Below are 15,989 nucleotides of genomic sequence, written 5' to 3'. Positions count from 1 at the left end.
GGGAGATTTCGTGACCGACGCGCGAATCGCCGTCACCGATACCCAGCGCGCCGACGCCGAGCTCATCTGGGAATACCATCAGATGCATCACCGGCTCCGGCCGTGTTCGGCGGCGATAGGCCTGGGCAGCCATGACTTGGGCGTGGCGACCTTCGCCGCGGAGCTCTACCGCGTCGGCCTGTTCCCGGTGCTGGTGTTCAGCGGCGCCAACAGCCCCACCACTGCCAAGCGCTTCCCGCGCGGCGAAGCCGTCCACTACGCCGAACACGCCATGACCCTGGGCGTACCTCGGTCCGCGATCATGATCGAACCGTGCGCGAAGAACACCGGCGACAACATCACCTTGTCCCGCCAAGCACTCCAGCAGGCGGGTGTCGAGACCTCCTCGGTGCTGTTGATCAGCAAGCCGTACATGGAACGGCGGGCGTACGCGACCTGCCGCAAGTTCTGGCCCGAGATCGAACCCGTCTGCGCGTCCGAGCCGTTGAGCTTCGACGACTACGTCAAGTCCATCAGTGACGAGCGCCTGGTTATCGACATGCTCCTCGGCGACCTCCAGCGCGTCATCGAATATCCCAAACTCGGCTTCGCCATCACCCAGCACCTCCCCGACCAGGTGACCGCTGCCTACCACCGGCTCGTGAACGCCGGATTCGAGAGCAGACTCCTGAAACGCTGACCGCCGTTCACCGGAACGGCCGAGCAGCGTCCGGCCCGTCACCGGTCAGGTTCTGGTTCAGGTCTGTGAAGAGGGTCTCGGCGCGGTCGTCGCCGGAGGCGAGCAGGAAGCCGTCGACGCCGCCGCGTTCGGTAAAGGAGCGATGCGTGCGAGGTGGCGGTTCTCCGCCGATGGGGTCTGAACAGGGTTGGGCGGGCATGCGAAAGGGGCGGTCCCAGCAGGACCGCCCCTCAAGCGAGTGGACTTAGAAGTCCATGCCGCCCATGCCACCGGAGGGGTCGCCGGCCGGAGCCTTCTCCTTCTCCGGCTTCTCGGCGATGACCGCCTCGGTGGTCAGGAACAGCGCCGCGATGGACGCGGCGTTCTGCAGCGCCGAACGCGTCACCTTCGCCGGGTCGATGATCCCGGCGTCGAACATGTTGACGTACTCACCGGTCGCGGCGTTGAGGCCGTAACCCAGCTCGAGGTTGCGGACCTTCTCGGCCACCACGCCGCCCTCGAGGCCGGCGTTGATCGCGATCTGCTTCAGCGGCTCCTCAAGAGCGCGCTTGACGATCGAGGCACCGGTCGCCTCGTCACCCTCAAGCTCGATCTTGTCGAACGCCTTGGCGCTCGCCTGCAGCAGCGCGACGCCACCGCCGGGCACGATGCCCTCCTCGACGGCCGCCTTCGCGTTGCGAACGGCGTCCTCGATGCGGTGCTTGCGCTCCTTGAGCTCGACCTCGGTCGCCGCGCCGGCCTTGATGACGGCAACGCCACCGGCCAGCTTCGCCAGACGCTCCTGGAGCTTCTCGCGGTCGTAGTCCGAGTCGGAGTTCTCGATCTCCGCGCGGATCTCGTTGACGCGGCCCGCGATGTCATCGGGGTTGCCGGCGCCATCGACGATGGTGGTCTCGTCCTTGGTCACCACGACGCGCTTGGCCTGGCCGAGCATGTCGAGGGTGGTGTTCTCCAACTTGAGGCCGATGTCCTCGCTGATGACCTGGCCACCGGTCAGGATCGCGATGTCCTGCAGCATGGCCTTACGACGGTCACCGAAGCCCGGAGCCTTGATGGCGACGGACTTGAACACACCGCGGATCTTGTTGACGACCAGGGTGGCCAGGGCCTCGCCCTCAACGTCCTCAGCGATGAGGACGAGCGGCTTGCCGCCCTGCATGACCTGCTCGAGAACCGGCACGAGGTCCTTGTTGGCCGAGATCTTCGAGCTGACGATGAGGATGTAGGGGTCGTCGAAGACGGCCTCCATGCGCTCGGGGTCGGTCACGAAGTAGTGCGACACGTAGCCCTTGTCGAAGCGCATGCCCTCGGTCAGCTCGAGCTCCAGACCGAAGGTCTGGCTCTCCTCGACCGTGATGACGCCTTCCTTGCCGACCTTGTCCATCGCCTCGGCGATCATCTCGCCGATCGAGGTGTCGCCCGCGGAGATGGAGGCCGTGGAGGCGATCTGCTCCTTGGTCTCCACGTCCTTCGCGATCTTCGAGAGCTCTTCGCTGACGCGCTCGACGGCGGACTCGATGCCCCGCTTCAGGGACATCGGGTTGGCGCCGGCGGCCACGTTGCGCAGACCCTCACGGACCAGCGCCTGAGCCAGCACGGTGGCCGTGGTCGTGCCGTCACCGGCTACGTCATCGGTCTTCTTCGCGACCTCTTTGACGAGCTCGGCCCCGATCTTCTCCCACGGGTCCTCGAGCTCGATCTCCTTGGCGATGGAGACACCGTCGTTCGTGATCGTGGGAGCGCCCCACTTCTTCTCAAGAACGACGTTGCGGCCCTTGGGACCAAGCGTCACCTTCACGGCGTCGGCAAGCTGATTCATGCCGCGCTCGAGGCCGCGCCGCGCGTCCTCGTCGAACGCGATCATCTTTGCAGCCATAGGCTCCAGATCCTCCCGGAACGGGGTGGCTATCACGGATCGAGTCGACGCCCGCGACGGACGACCTCACCGACGACTTCCATTCCGTCGCCGGACACGAGGCCTCATCGCCTCGATCACTTCGTTGGCACTCTCAATACTAGAGTGCCAACCGCTTGTTTAGCACTCTGCCCCGGAGAGTGCAAGCGGGGTCCACCCTCACCAGGGTGAACATCTCCCCATCTCACCCTCGCACCACTCTCCGGCCGCCATAACAGCAGGTCCCCGCCAGGGCCCCGACCCCTTCGACGTGCGGTTCGCGGGCGCGAGCGGACCGACGCATCGACCGGCCGAAGAGGCGCCCTCGCAAACCGGGCAGGCGCGCTCGGGGGACTGAACAGCTTCGCTCGCTCACCGGACAGGCACGCCGGCAGCCAGAGAGGCACCGGACGGCCGGCCGGGTTACCCACCGGACAGCGGGACGGCCAGGGGCCGGACGGCGGGGCGACCCGCGAGGCACCGGACGGCGGGGCGACGCGGGAGGAGGCACTGGACGGCCGGAGGCCCGGCGCCGAAGCGCCGGGCCTCCGGTCGGGCTATGGGACTGAGAGCGCCCGAACCGCATCCGCCTGCGGACCGCGATCGCTCTGCGTGATCTCGAACTCGACCCGCTGCCCCTGCTCGAGACTGCGGTAGCCATCCGCGACGATGGCCGAGTAGTGCACGAACACATCCCTGCCACCGTCGACCGCGATGAAGCCGTAGCCTTTGTCCGCGTTGAACCATTTGACGGTGCCTTGCGCCATTCCCAACAACTCCCACCAGGGCAATTCCCGCGACCATTGGCCACGGTCACTGAACCGAGCCCGCGGACCACTGCGGAACCCGTCGATCGCCCGCCGACTCGGCTGCGGCGGCCATCGCCGACCCTACACACGGCTACCATCCGTGGAACAGCCTTTACCCGAGAAGTGCGGACGGCCGATCCTGGTCAAAAAGAGGGATCCCGCAGGCGGAACTAACCGCCTATGCCGATAAATCCGTACATGGGGGATGGAATGGCCATGCAGGAGAGTGGATCCGGAGCGCCCGCCTCGGACATATCGGCGGTCCAACGCAGGATCCCCGGTGATCGACGAGTCCCTTGACTCGTCGATCTCCGGGGATCCCGGGAAGGTTTCCGATCACTGGGCGTCATCCGCGAGCGGCACGAGGGGCCGCCCCCTGACGGGGCGGCAGCCTCTTCGAGGCCGCCCCGCCCCGCGCAGCACGGCGATGGCGACCGGCCGCAGTGGGTGACGCGGCCCGGCCCGTTGGACGACCCGGGCCGGTCCGGCGGCCCGTGCGGCTCGGTCCGTCAGCCGGCTCCGATTGGTGGACCCCAGGTGGGCCGGGGTTCAGCCGCCGGCGACGGCCGGGATGATGGAGATCTGGGCGCCGTCCGGCGTCGGGGTGTCGAGCCCGTCGGCGAAGCGCACGTCCTCCTCGCCCACGTACACGTTGACGAACCGGCGGATCTTGCCGTTGTCGTCGAGGATGCGGGCGGCGATGCCGGAGTAGTTGGCGTCCAGGTCGGCGACGACCTCGCGTACGGTCGATCCCGTCGCCTTCACCTCGGCCTCCCCTCCAGTGTAGCTGCGGAGGATCGTCGGGATGCGGACACTGATCGAGCTCACGCCAGACCTGCCTTTCGGAATGCCTCGAGGGTCGGAGCGATGTTCGCGGACGGCACGGCGACCGGGGCCACCGCGTCCAGGGTCTTGAGGCCGTCGCCGGAGTTGATGAACACGGTCTCGGCCTCGGGGTCCAGCACGCCGCTCGCCAGCAGCTTGCGGAGCGCCCCCAGCGTCACGCCGCCCGCCGTCTCGCCGAAGATGCCCTCCGTGCGGGCGAGCAGGCCGATGCTGTCGACGATCTCCTCGTCGGAGACGTCCTCGATGGCCCCTCCGGTGCGGCGCACGGCGTCGAGGACGTACGGGCCGTCGGCGGGGTTGCCGATCGCGAGGGACTTGGCGATGGTGTCGGGCTTGACGGGCTGGACGACGTCGTGACCGGCCTTGAACGCGGCCGAGACGGGCGAGCAACCGGTCGCCTGCGCACCGAAGATCTTGTACGGCCGGTCTTCGACGAGGCCCAGCTTGATGAACTCCTGGAACGCCTTGTCGATCTTCGTGAGCTGTGAGCCCGAGGCGATCGGGATGACGATCTGCTCGGGCAGCCGCCAGCCCAGTTGCTCGGCGATCTCGTACCCGATCGTCTTGGAACCCTCGGCGTAGTAGGGCCGCACGTTGACGTTGACGAACGCCCAGTCGTCCTGCTCGCCGGCGATCTCGGACGCCAGCCGGTTGACGTCGTCGTAGTTGCCGTCGACGGTGACGAACGTCCCGCCGTACACCGCCGTGGTGACGATCTTCTGGCGTTCGAGGTCCGAGGGCACGAAGACGGCGCTGCGGATGCCGGCGCGCGCCGCCGCGGCCGCGACCGCGTTGGCGAGGTTGCCGGTGGACGGGCAGGCCAGCACCTTGAAACCGAGCTCGCGGGCGGCGGCGAGCGCGACCGCCACGACGCGGTCCTTGAACGAGTGGGTCGGGTTGCCACTGTCGTCCTTGACCCACAGCGACCGAAGCCCCAGGGACTCGGCGAGGTTGTCGGCGCGCACGAGGCGGGTGAAGCCGGGCTCGGTGTTGGGCGTGTCCGTGACATTCGTCGGAACGGGCAGCAGGCCGCGGTAGCGCCAGATGTTGCGCGGGCCGGACTCGATCTGTTCCCGGGTCACGCCGGTGTGGTCGTAGGAGACTTCCAGGGGGCCGAAACACAGCTCACACGCGTAGTGAGGACCCAGATCGTAGGATTCACCGCACTCACGACAGGTAAGTGCGGTCGCGGGGCCGAGGTTTCGGGCGGCGGTCTGCGACATGAAGCGAGGCCTCTCTCCTCATCTTTCCCGTGCCACCTTGGTCACGAGCCGGAGTTGGCACCTGTCCCGGGCGGCCTCGCTGTCTTGCGAGTTGTGGCGTGCCGAGGCACGCTGGGAACCGCATGTCCGGGAGGGTTGCCGGGGCTTCAACGGGCCGGTCCCTCCACCCCTCTGGATGAGCGTTATTAAGTTGTATGACGACTTGTATACGTGACTGACCGGTTCCCCGCCAAGCGCGTCTCAGGTCGCGAGACACCATCGCGGTCCGGGGAGCGCCGCCGGACGCGCTGCCGACGGCCGGTTCCGGCCGGTTCGAAAGGCTTGTAAGGCACTGCCGCTACCGGCTTCCCGGCGGGTTGCGATGCCCTGACCATCCGTGATGACGTCGCTGCGGGACACCGTACCGAAGCGCCCCGCCATTCGACTTTACTCGACCGCCATTACCGTCCGCCGGTTACCCTCCCCCCATGGGTGACTCGCAGGTCCTCGTCGCGTCCAACCGAGGTCCCGTCTCGTTCGCACTCGCCGACGACGGGACGCTGTCGATGCGGCGCGGCGGCGGAGGTCTCGTCTCGGCCCTGGCCGGGCTGGGCGGTGAGATCCTGTGGATCTGCGCCGCGCTGTCGGACGCCGACCGCGCCGCGACGCGCCGCGCGGAGGACGGCCGGCTGGACGCCCATGGCGCCGGCGCCGTCCGCATGCTGGACATTCCGGCCGGCACCTTCCACCGCGCCTACAACGCCGTGGCCAACTCCACGCTGTGGTTCGTCCACCACATGCTCTACGACAGCCCGAACAGCCCGCACTTCGACGCGCGGTCCCGGCGGGACTGGCAGTCGTACGAGGCGTACAACGCGGCCTTCGCCGACGCGCTCGCCCGGGACGCGCGGCCGGGCGCGAAGGTGGCGATCCAGGACTACCACCTGACGCTCGCCCCCGGGATGCTGCGCGAACGCCGCCCCGATCTGAAGATCGCTCACTTCTCGCACACGCCGTGGGCGCCGCCGGAGTACTACCGGCTGCTGCCGGACGACATCGGGCGGGAGGTCCTGGAGGGCGTTCTCGGCGCCGATCACGCGGGTTTCCACGCCGAGCGCTGGGCCGACGCGTTCATCGACTGCTGCGCCGACATCCTGCAGGCGAAGGTCGACCCCGTCGCGCGGACGGTCACGCACGGCGGGCGCATCACCCGGGTCGGTGTGCACGGCCTCGGCATCGACGGCGTCTCCCTCCGGGCGCGCGCCGCCGAACCCGACGTGCAGGCCCGCAAGCGAGCCCTGCGCGAGCAGGTGGGCGACCGCAGGCTGATCGTGCGGATCGACCGCACCGAGCTGTCCAAGAACATCGTGCGGGGGCTCGCCGCCTACCGTGAGCTGCTCGCCAAGCATCCGGAGTGGCACGGCCGGGTGGTGCACCTGGCGTTCGCCTACCCCTCGCGTCACGACCTGCCGGAGTACCGCGAGTACACCGCCGCCGTACAGCGGATCGCTGCCGAGATCTCCGACGAGTTCGGGTACGGCGGCTGGGATCCGCTGATCCTGCAGGTCAATGACGACTACCCGCGCTCACTGGCGGCGTACGGCCTGGCGGACGTCCTGCTGGTCAACCCGATCCGGGACGGCATGAACCTCGTCGCCAAGGAGGGGCCGGTGCTGTCCGAGCAGGGCTGTGCCCTCGTGCTGTCCCGCGAGGCGGGGGCCGCGGCCGAGATGGACGACGACGCCCTGATGATCAATCCGTTCGACGTGTCACAGACCGCCGAGGCGCTGAACCGGGCGCTCCTCATGCCGCGCGACGAGCGGGCCGAGCGCTGCGCCCGCCTGGCCGCCGCCGCGACGGCCCTGCCTCCGCAGCGCTGGCTCGGGGCGCAGCTCGACGCCCTGGACGATCAGCTGTAGTCGTCGCCGAGTGACTGGCGGAACTGCTTGCGGGCCTCGTGGATCCGGGACTTCACCGTGCCCAGGGGCAGGTTGAGCTGCTGGGCGATCTCGCTGTACTCCAGTTGCGACACGTCGCGCAGCACGAGGGCCTCGATCAGGTCGGGCTTGCGACGCTCGAGGTCCTCCATCGCGTCGAGGATGTCCACGCGCGAGCCGGCGATGACGCTCGTACGGTGCGGGTCCGGGCGCTGCTGCGGCAACTCGCCCACCTGCTCCACCGAACGGCGCTTGAGCGACCGGTAGGTCGAGCGCGCGGAGTTGGCGACGACGACGTGCAGCCACGTGCTGAACCGCGAACGGCCCTCGAACCGGCCGATGTTGCGGGCGACCTGCATCAACGCGTCCTGGCACGCCTCCTCGGCGTCCTGCCGGCAGGGCAGAAACCGCGAACAATGGCGCAGAACATCCGGTTCGATTACCCGGAGTAGTTCGTTCAATGCCGCAGTGTCACCTTTGGCGGCCCGTTCTGCCAGTCCCTCGGTCCGCTCGTCGTACGCCATGACTCCGCCTCGCCCTCGCTATCGCCCCGTATTGGGCATGATACGGGGGTGTCCATGCCTTCGACCGTCGGTCGTTACCGAATCGATCGTGTTCTTGGGTCCGGAGCCTTCGCTTCCGTTTGGCTCGCCCAAGACGAGTTGCTCGATGCCCCCGTGGCCGTCAAGGTGCTGGCCGGGGGGCTCATAGACGACCTCGATGTGCGCAGTCGTTTCCTGGAAGAGGCCAGGATCCTGCGCCGCGCCGACTCCGAGCGCCTGGTGCGGGTGCACGATATCGGCGAACTCGAGGACGGCCGGCCGTACTTCGTCATGTCCTACGCCGACCGCGGGACGCTCGCCGACCGCATGCGGGAGCGGGATATTCCGGTCTCCGAGGCCCTCCGGCTCGCCATCGAGATCTCCCGCGGCGTGGAGGTCATCAACCGGCTGGGGGTGATCCACCGCGACCTCAAGCCGTCGAACGTCCTCTTCCAGTCGACGACCGACGGCGGCGAACGCCTGCTCATCGCCGACCTCGGGCTCGCCAAGGCCCTCGCCCACGCGTCCGGGGCGTTCACCATGCCGGTCGGCACCCCGGGCTACATGTCGCCGGAGCAGGCGCGGTTCGGGGGCGGCCTCGACGTCCGCGCCGACGTGTACGGCCTGGGTGCGCTGACGTATCACCTGCTCACCGGGGACCCGCCCGGTCCGGCCCCGGTGGAGGCCCCGCCCGGCTCGGCGCGGCCCGGCCTGCCCCCGGCCGTCGACGAGATCGTCATGCGGGCCCTGGAAGGCGATCGGGAGCGTCGCTGGCCGTCCGCCGAGGCGTTCGCGGCCGCGCTCAGCGTCCCGCTGATGTCCGTGGGCGACGACGCGACCGTGCGGGACGTCCCCGAGACCGGCGACATGGCGACGACGGTCGACTCCGAGTCGGGCGGCGGGTGGCCCTCGGGCGCATCGTACGCCGCGGCGCCGACGGACCGGCCCGGTGACGGGCAGGCGCCGGGCGGCACGCTCCGGGTCCCGGCGATCCCGGACGATCCGGGTCCGGTGGGGCCGGGCCGCCCGGACGACGGCTCACCGTCGGCGCGTACGGTCCGGGTCCCTCCGGTGGACGATCCCGGCTCGCCGCCGCCGTACGACAACCCCCGCGATCAGACGATGCAGACGCCGCCTCCGGTGGGGGTCGGTAACGACACCGTCCGCGACCTGCGGATCGAGCGGCCCCACGGCCCGCGCGACGCCGGGGGCCGTGGGGCCGCAGGCACGGCCCGCCCGGCATCGCACCGGTCCGGTGGCACGGGTGACGGATCGCCGGCCGGCGGGCCGGCCCGCAAGCGGCTGATCGTCATCGCCGGCCTGGCCGCGGTGCTGGTCGTCGGGGGCGGCGGCGCCTACGCCATCGGGAAGCTCACGGGATCCTCCCCTTCGTCGCACTCCAAGCCCGGGGACGGCCTCGTCACCGTGACCGACACGACGGGGCGCCTCAGCATCCGGGTTCCGCCGACGTGGAAGCTGCAGACCCAGCACACCACCTGGCCGATCGCCGTGTCGGACCGCGCGAAGGCACCCGCCCTGCGCGCCACCCCCGACTACGTTCAGTTCGTCAAGGACGACGTCGCGACGCCGGGCGTCTTCGCCGGGCTCACCCACGACATGAACGTCACCCTGCCGCCGCCGACCCTGGGCCGGCATCGCCTCAAGTGCACGCAGGGTACGGACCAGGCGTACCGTCACGGCACGCTGAGCGGCCAGATCACCCCATGGCGCTGCGGCACGATCACGATCAACGAGGTCGGGCTGCGGGACACCGGCGGGAGGTTCGCGCTGTGGGTCCGCGTGAAGCTGGCCGGGCCGCCCGACCTCACCAGGAAGATCCTCGACAGCATCCGGACCAAGGGCTGATCCGCCGTACGATATATCGTTTACGCATCGTCGGGGAGAGGTCATGCGCAGAGGATCAACGCACCGTGAAGAGCGCGCGGCGTTCGGCGACTGGGGGCCGGGGTTCGGCCCGCGCGGCCGAGGGGGGCGCGGCGGGCGCCGCATGAAGCGCGGCAACGTGCGGGCCGCGATCCTCGCGCTGCTGGCCGAACGGCCCATGCACGGCTACGAGATGATCCAGGAGCTGGAGAGCCGCACCGGCGGGATCTGGCGGCCCAGCCCGGGCTCGGTGTACCCGACGCTCCAGCTCCTGGAGGACGAGGGGCTCGTCTCCGGGCGGGAATCGTCCGGCAAACGATTGTTCGCGCTGACGGACGAGGCCGGCGCCGAGGCGGAGGCCGCCGGGCGGACCCCGCCGTGGGCGGAGATCACAGAGGACGCCGGTGCGGCCGCGACGCACGTCCACACCGCGATGGGCCAGCTGATGATGGCGCTCCGGCAGGTCATGCAGGCCGGCAACGAGGAGCAGCGCGAGCGGGCGCTCGAGGTCATCAACGACGCCCGGCGCCGCCTCTACGGCATCCTCGCCGACGACGCGGACTGACCGCGCCGCCGCGCGAGATGATCACGAGCGCCTCCCGGATGTGCCGGGAGGCGCTCGGTCCGGGCGTCAGGCCGCCTGCACGCCGAACGCGCCGACCAGGGCGTCGAGCTCCTGGCGCCAGATCCGGTGGACGTTGAGGCGGATCGGCTTGGGAGCGTTCGGCACGGCGTAGCGGAAGGAGCTCCAGAGGGAGTTGCGCCGGTAGTCGGAGATCCGCACGCTCTGCAGCGGAGCGGCGAAGGCGATCTCCTTGGGCCGGTTGCTCATGCGGTTCATCTTCACGAAGATGACCTGCTGGTGCGTGACGGCCACGTAGTAGTAGTCGATGAAGAACTGGCCGAGGAGACCGAGCTGGTTCATCAGCCACGGGCTCGGGCCGGTGATGGCGTACACGCCACTGATGATCTGGTCGCCGGGCTGCATGGCCTGGGCCACCATTTGGTTCGCCTGCTGCTTGATGGTCTCCTTGCGAATGGCCACCGGCCCACCCTTTCGGTCGTCCCATATGCCCAAAACAGGCACTTTCGTCCCTTGTTGGACGGTGGGGGCGATGACTCTACCGTTACGACAAATCGCTCGCGAGTCTTTCGATCAGACCGACCACACCCGGCGGGCCGTCGACGATGAGATCCGCGCGCTCGGCCAGCGCGGTCACTTCGTCGGACGAACTGCACACCTTCACTCCGGGAGTGCCCTCCTTGCGCAGCGCGTCGATCGCGTCGTACGCCGGGAGGTCACCGAGATCGTCCCCGGCGAAGAGTACGGCCGACGCGCCGCGCTCGGCGACCAGGCCGCGCAGCGCCCCGCCCTTGTCCATGCCGGGGGGCCTCAGTTCGAGCACGAAGCGGCCCGGCTCGACCACCAGGCCCGTACGCTCGGCCAGGGCCGCGACGATGCTCCGCAGGCGTTCGAGGACGACCTGCGGCTCGGCGGCGCGCCGGGTGTGCACCGCCAGCGCGAGTCCCTTGTCCTCGATGGTGACGCCTTCAGGGGCGTTCGCCAGGATCAGAGGGAGCTTGGCGCGGACCTCCGCGACGCCCGGTGGCGGCTCCGAGGTCTGCAGAACGCCGTTCTCCCAGCGCTCCCGGCCGTACTGGCCGAGGACGAGCAGGCCCTCGATGTCGGCGAAGCCCCCGTGCTCGACGGCGGTCGCGGCAGGACGGCCGGTGATGACGGCCACCGTGCCGACGAGCGGCGCCAGCCGGCGCAGCGCCGGCACGACGCCCGGATGGGCCCGCGCGGCCTCGGGGTCGTCGACGATGGGCGACAGCGTCCCGTCGAAGTCGAAGCCGATCAGCGCGTGGCGCGGGCGGGCGCTGATCGCGGACAGCCCCTCGGCTCCGGCGGGCGTCTGGGCTTCCAGGGCGTCGGCGCTCATCTGTCGTCCCTCTCGTTCGCTTCGCGGGTACCCGTCGCGGGCAGGTCACGACGCCGTACGGCCGATCGCCGCCGGCTCATGACACCGTGCGGTCAGCCGCCGGCCGGTCACGACACCGGACGGCCGGAAGCCGGGGGACGTACGACGACTCGTGGCCGGTCGCACCCGGCGCGAACAGGCCGCGGGCGGGCGTCGGAACGCCACCCATGCCTCCGGCCCGCCCACCGGCCGATCGCCGACCCGACCACGGACCGCTCCGCCTTCGGGCAGGTCAGGTTCGGATACCGAGCGTCTCTGATCGGCTTAGTGATCCCCGGTGTCGCTCAGGGATGTGAGCCAGTCGCCTTCGTGCCCTGGTGCTGAACGGCGGGAGCCGACAGCCCTCGTGACACGTCCCTCCGGACGCTGGTCGGTGAGGTCTCGCGACCCCACCGAGGAGGGTGCCCGACGTCACCTGGGCACCGGGCGTGCTCGTGACAGTCTGCCACAGAATCGCTACCGATCGCTAATTCGGATGCCGAGCCTACGCGCCGCCCGCTGGCGCTGCCGGGCGGATCGCTGACGACGTAGCCGTTTCACCAGCATCGGATCGTGCTCCAGGGCCTCGGGGCGGTCGATCAGCTGGTTGAGGATCTGGTAGTAGCGGGTCGACGACATGTCGAACAGCTCGCGGATCGCCTGCTCCTTGGCTCCCGCGTGCTTCCACCACTGCCGTTCGAAGTCGAGGATGTCCCGGTCGCGCTGGTCCAGGCGGCCGTCGTTGTCCTTGTCAGGGCCATTGCCCCGGGCGTTCGCCGGTTGCATCAGGTCCCCTCTGTACGGGTCGGGGGGCTGTCATGCTACGCGTGATCCGCGACTCGTTCGTGGTGTTCTGCCGTACGGGCCTCGACGTAGTCTTCAAAGCGTGGCGCCCACCAACTGCGTAACGCTGTTGACCGACTACGGGCTGGAGGACGGCTTCGTCGCCGCCTGTCACGGAGTGATCGTGCGCATCTCTCCGAGCGCCCGCATCATCGACATCAGTCACCTCGTCCCTCCCGGTGACGTACGCCGCGGGGCCGCCCTCCTCGCCCAGACGGTGCCGTATCTCCCGGAGGGCGTGCACGTGGCCGTCGTCGATCCCGGCGTGGGCACGGCGCGGCGTGCGGTGGCCGTGGCCACCGGCAACCGGATCTTCGTCGGGCCCGACAACGGCGTGTTGTCCTGGTCCATCCCGGACGGCGGCGCCCGCGCCTTCGAGCTGACCAACTCCAAGCTCTGGCTGGAGCCCCTGTCGGCCACCTTCCACGGCCGCGACATGTTCGCCCCGGTCGCGGCCCACCTGGCGGCGGGCCTGGACATCGCGTCGGTCGGCACGGAGTTCGACGCCGCGGATCTGGTGGTGCTCCCCCGGCCGACGCGGCGCGTCCAGGAGGGCACCGTCGACGGCGAGGTGCTCACCGTCGACCGGTTCGGCAACGTGCAGCTCTCCGTGACCGCCGGGGACCTCCGCCGGATCGGCGCGGTCACCGGCGCCCCGTTGAGCGTGACGCTCGGCCGCCGCACCCTCACCGTGCCGTTCGGCGAGACGTTCGCCATGGTTCCCCCCGGGGAGCTGGTGGCGTACATCGACTCGGTCGGTTGCCTGGCGCTCGCGGTCAACGCCGGAAACGCGGCCCAACGCCTCGGCCTGCCGCCGGGAGCGCACGTCCGCGTCGCCATGGCCTTCTCGCCGATGCGCTGAAAGGTCAACGAACCGTCAAGTCCGCAGGTCCGGATGCGGCATGATCTCCTTCATGGGATTCTCGCGCTCCGACTGGCGCCTGATGATCGTCACTGTCGTGGCGGCCGCGGCGGCCGGTATCACCTACTACGGCAAGATCGGTGGCACCGTCGCCCCCTTCGTCGTCGCGGCGATCGCGCTCGCGCTCCTGGCCAGCCTGGTCGGGCGCAGCGTGGAGGCCCTCGGCGACCGCCTCGGCGCGGGGGCGACCGGCGTCGTCCAGAGCGCGCTGGGGAACCTCCCCGAGCTGTTCGTCGTGCTGTTCGCGCTGCAGAAGAAGCTGTACGACGTGGCGACGGCGACGATCGTCGGCTCCATCCTCGCCAACGTCCTGCTCGTCCTGGGCCTGGCGTTCCTGTTCGGCGGCATCAAGAACGGGCCGCAGAAGTTCGGCGGTGACACCGCCCGCACGCTCTCCATGCTGCTCACACTGTCGGTGGCGGCGCTGCTGGTCCCGTCGCTCACCGCGGCGCTCGGTTCCCACGCGACAAAGGCGGCCCTGCACGAACGGAACCTGTCCGTCGTGGTGTCGATCCTGCTGCTGTGCCTGTTCGTGGCGTCACTCCCCAGTGCGATCAAGCGCCAGAAGACCGGCGAGGCGCCCGGCACGGCCGAGGCCGCCGCCACGAGCGGAGGCGTCACCACCGGCGTGGCCGCCGCCGCGAGCGTGGCCGCCGCGAGCGGGAGCGCCGCGAGCGGGAGCGCCGCGAACACGGCGGAGCCGGGCGCGGCGGATGCCGGGACGGCCGCGGAGAAGTCGGAGGGCTCCTCCCACCAACCCTCGTGGCCGTTGGCCGTCGCGCTGACCATGCTCGCGGTCACCGGGGTGGGCGCGGCGTTCGTCTCCGACTGGTTCGTGGCCGCCCTCGAGCCCGCCATGGACTCCCTGGGCATCTCCCAGGCGTTCGCCGGCCTCGTGATCGTGGCGATCGCCGGAAACGCCGTGGAGAACGTCGTCGGCATCCAGCTCGCCCTCAAGAACCAGTCCGACTACGCGCTGTCGGTCATCCTCCAGAGCCCGCTGCAGATCGCCCTGGTCGTCGCGCCCGCGCTCGTCCTGCTCTCTCCGCTGGTCGGCGCGTCCTTCACCCTGGTGCTGTCCCCGCTGCTGATCGCCGTGCTCATCATGGCCGTGGTGATCACTGTTCTCGTCGTGCTCGACGGCGAGTCGAACTGGCTGGAAGGCGCGACGCTGATGGTCCTGTACGGAATCATCGCCACCGCGTTCTGGTGGGGATGATCCCGGGAGATGCGGGCCTAGGCCACGCGCTCAATTACTGTGACGGTGTGGGTACCGACATCGACCCGAGCGTCGCGGAGATCGAGCAGGCCGCGTTTCAGCTCCGCAGGCTCTGGGCCAAGCCACAGCTGCTCCGGCGGCTGCGCGAGGAATGCGAGCAGGGACAGGGCATCCAGCTGTCCAACCTGATGGTCATCTACGCCATCGTCCGGCAGGGCGAGGACCAGGGTGACGTCACCGTCGGCGCCGTCGCCGAGCTCCTCGACGTCGACCCGTCGACCGCCAGCAGGCTCGTCGGTCACGCCATCGACGCGGGCTTCGTCTCCCGCCACGCGTCGCCGGTCGACGCCCGGCGCGCCCACCTGCAGCTGACCGACGCCGGCCGCAGCATCAAGCTGATGGCCGACGAGTTCCGGAGGCGATTCATCGCCCAGCTCGTCGCCGACTGGTCCCCGGACGAACGCGCGCAGTTCGCCCGCCTGCTGCGGCGCTTCAGCGACGCGGCGGCCGGCGTCACCATCGACGAGGCGGAGGCCGGCAGGCTGCTCGAGGCGGCCGCTCCGCCGACCGACCGGCACCGGGAGGCCTCCGCCTCCCCCGGCACCGAGCCGTCCCCCCAGGCCACGCCTCGCTGAGTCGAGCCGCGGGATACGACCGACGGCTCGCGGCACCGGGAGTCAGGAGCGCAGGACGGCCAGCCGCTCCCGGTACTCCTCCTCGTCGATCTCGCCTCGCGCGTACCGGTCGGCGAGCATGGACTCCGCGCTCGCCGGCGACTTCGTGCGCCGCCACAGCAGGTAGCCGCCTCCGCCGAGGACGAGCAGCCAGAACAGACCGAACGCGAGGGGAATGACGGGCCACCAACCGGGGCCGTTTCCGTGATGCCAGGGGCCGTGCCCGGCGAGGATCATCGCTGTCATGCCCCGATCGTGCGCCTCGGATGCCCGGAAGGTCGTCATACGGCGGGAGGCTTCCGGCGTACCTCCGGCGGAGCAGCCGGAAACGGGACGGCATCCCGGCCGGCCGCCGGGGAAGGGCGGTGCGGTCAACCGCCACGAGGACCTGTGCGTCGTCGTCGTCGGCGACGCCTCCGACGGCGGACAGGCCGTCGACGCGGCGTTCCGCCTACGCCCCGACGTGGTGGTCGTGGACGTCCGCGCGGCGCGTGGCCAGGGCGAACGCGGGCCAGGCCCCGTACCTCCATGACGGGAGCGGCCCGCGCCTCCGACGGCACCCTCGCGACACTCCGTG

17 protein-coding genes and 1 riboswitch are annotated in these 15,989 nt (G+C 70.0%); of the genes, 8 read left to right on the top strand and 9 right to left on the bottom strand.

Going from position 1 to position 15,989, the window contains the following annotated elements; genetic code table 11:
• Positions 1 to 10: 10 nt before the first annotated feature.
• Positions 11 to 679: a YdcF family protein gene (locus NE236_RS38675; RefSeq protein WP_252847261.1), complete on the top strand. Its 669-nt coding sequence runs from the start codon at positions 11 to 13 to the stop codon at positions 677 to 679.
• A 244-nt stretch (positions 680 to 923) separates the two neighbouring features.
• On the opposite strand, the gene groL is transcribed toward NE236_RS38675, so the two are convergent.
• The 4 genes from groL to thrC all read right to left on the bottom strand — a co-directional run bounded on the left by groL (position 924) and on the right by thrC (position 5,451).
• Positions 924 to 2,555, bottom strand: a complete 1,632-nt coding sequence (groL, locus tag NE236_RS38670) for a chaperonin GroEL (RefSeq protein ID WP_252847260.1) — start codon at positions 2,553 to 2,555, stop codon at positions 924 to 926.
• A 575-nt stretch (positions 2,556 to 3,130) separates the two neighbouring features.
• Positions 3,131 to 3,340 (bottom strand): cold-shock protein, encoded by a 210-nt coding sequence (locus NE236_RS38665; RefSeq protein ID WP_252847259.1) that lies wholly within the window; start codon positions 3,338 to 3,340, stop codon positions 3,131 to 3,133.
• Between the two features lie 591 nt (positions 3,341 to 3,931).
• Positions 3,932 to 4,210, bottom strand: a complete 279-nt coding sequence (locus NE236_RS38660; RefSeq protein WP_252778086.1) for a MoaD/ThiS family protein — start codon at positions 4,208 to 4,210, stop codon at positions 3,932 to 3,934.
• Entirely contained in the window at positions 4,207 to 5,451 is a 1,245-nt protein-coding gene (gene thrC, locus NE236_RS38655) for a threonine synthase (protein WP_252847258.1), read from the bottom strand. Before thrC ends, NE236_RS38660 begins: the two co-directional genes overlap by 4 nt.
• Before the next feature lie 15 nt (positions 5,452 to 5,466).
• A riboswitch (SAM riboswitch) is annotated at positions 5,467 to 5,633 on the bottom strand.
• Between the two features lie 285 nt (positions 5,634 to 5,918).
• Here thrC and NE236_RS38650 point away from each other — a divergent pair.
• On the top strand, positions 5,919 to 7,349 hold the full coding sequence (locus NE236_RS38650) for an alpha,alpha-trehalose-phosphate synthase (UDP-forming) (RefSeq protein WP_252847257.1): 1,431 nt from the start codon (positions 5,919 to 5,921) through the stop codon (positions 7,347 to 7,349).
• Here the strand turns inward: NE236_RS38650 and NE236_RS38645 are convergent.
• Complete coding sequence (locus tag NE236_RS38645; RefSeq protein ID WP_252847256.1) at positions 7,340 to 7,891, bottom strand: RNA polymerase sigma factor; 552 nt, start codon at positions 7,889 to 7,891, stop codon at positions 7,340 to 7,342. The two genes, NE236_RS38650 and NE236_RS38645, sit on opposite strands and share 10 nt — an antisense overlap.
• Before the next feature lie 54 nt (positions 7,892 to 7,945).
• On the opposite strand from NE236_RS38645, the gene NE236_RS38640 reads away from it, so the two are divergent.
• Complete coding sequence (locus tag NE236_RS38640; RefSeq protein WP_252847297.1) at positions 7,946 to 9,775, top strand: serine/threonine-protein kinase; 1,830 nt, start codon at positions 7,946 to 7,948, stop codon at positions 9,773 to 9,775.
• A 43-nt stretch (positions 9,776 to 9,818) separates the two neighbouring features.
• A complete protein-coding gene (locus tag NE236_RS38635; RefSeq protein WP_252847255.1) occupies positions 9,819 to 10,358 on the top strand; it encodes a PadR family transcriptional regulator in 540 nt (179 codons plus the stop codon).
• A 66-nt stretch (positions 10,359 to 10,424) separates the two neighbouring features.
• On the opposite strand, the gene NE236_RS38630 is transcribed toward NE236_RS38635, so the two are convergent.
• The 3 genes from NE236_RS38630 to NE236_RS38620 all read right to left on the bottom strand — a co-directional run bounded on the left by NE236_RS38630 (position 10,425) and on the right by NE236_RS38620 (position 12,540).
• Complete coding sequence (locus NE236_RS38630) at positions 10,425 to 10,838, bottom strand: hypothetical protein (RefSeq protein WP_252847254.1); 414 nt, start codon at positions 10,836 to 10,838, stop codon at positions 10,425 to 10,427.
• Positions 10,839 to 10,920: 82 nt separating this feature from the next.
• Positions 10,921 to 11,736: a trehalose-phosphatase gene (gene otsB, locus NE236_RS38625; RefSeq protein ID WP_252847253.1), complete on the bottom strand. Its 816-nt coding sequence runs from the start codon at positions 11,734 to 11,736 to the stop codon at positions 10,921 to 10,923.
• A gap of 495 nt (positions 11,737 to 12,231) precedes the next feature.
• Positions 12,232 to 12,540, bottom strand: a complete 309-nt coding sequence (locus NE236_RS38620) for a DUF3263 domain-containing protein (protein ID WP_252847252.1) — start codon at positions 12,538 to 12,540, stop codon at positions 12,232 to 12,234.
• A 100-nt stretch (positions 12,541 to 12,640) separates the two neighbouring features.
• Between NE236_RS38620 and NE236_RS38615 the strand changes: the two genes are divergently transcribed.
• From NE236_RS38615 to NE236_RS38605, 3 genes are read left to right on the top strand one after another with little or no spacing between them, the layout of a single operon-like run.
• Positions 12,641 to 13,459, top strand: a complete 819-nt coding sequence (locus NE236_RS38615; protein WP_252847251.1) for an SAM hydrolase/SAM-dependent halogenase family protein — start codon at positions 12,641 to 12,643, stop codon at positions 13,457 to 13,459.
• A gap of 52 nt (positions 13,460 to 13,511) precedes the next feature.
• On the top strand, positions 13,512 to 14,738 hold the full coding sequence (locus NE236_RS38610; protein ID WP_252847250.1) for a calcium:cation antiporter: 1,227 nt from the start codon (positions 13,512 to 13,514) through the stop codon (positions 14,736 to 14,738).
• 47 nt (positions 14,739 to 14,785) lie between these two features.
• A complete protein-coding gene (locus NE236_RS38605; RefSeq protein WP_252847249.1) occupies positions 14,786 to 15,373 on the top strand; it encodes a MarR family winged helix-turn-helix transcriptional regulator in 588 nt (195 codons plus the stop codon).
• 42 nt (positions 15,374 to 15,415) lie between these two features.
• Here NE236_RS38605 and NE236_RS38600 read toward each other — a convergent pair whose 3' ends face one another.
• Positions 15,416 to 15,658 (bottom strand): SHOCT domain-containing protein, encoded by a 243-nt coding sequence (locus NE236_RS38600; RefSeq protein WP_252847248.1) that lies wholly within the window; start codon positions 15,656 to 15,658, stop codon positions 15,416 to 15,418.
• On the opposite strand from NE236_RS38600, the gene NE236_RS38595 reads away from it, so the two are divergent.
• The gene (locus tag NE236_RS38595; protein WP_252847247.1) at positions 15,657 to 15,944 is read left to right on the top strand and encodes a hypothetical protein; all 288 of its coding nucleotides are present in this window, start codon (positions 15,657 to 15,659) and stop codon (positions 15,942 to 15,944) included. The genes NE236_RS38600 and NE236_RS38595 overlap by 2 nt on opposite strands.
• Positions 15,945 to 15,989 lie beyond the last annotated feature (45 nt).

Source organism: Actinoallomurus purpureus, assembly GCF_024055795.1.
Classification (GTDB): Bacteria; Actinomycetota; Actinomycetes; order Streptosporangiales; family Streptosporangiaceae; genus Actinoallomurus; species Actinoallomurus purpureus.
This window is presented reverse-complemented; position numbering and strand designations above follow the sequence as displayed.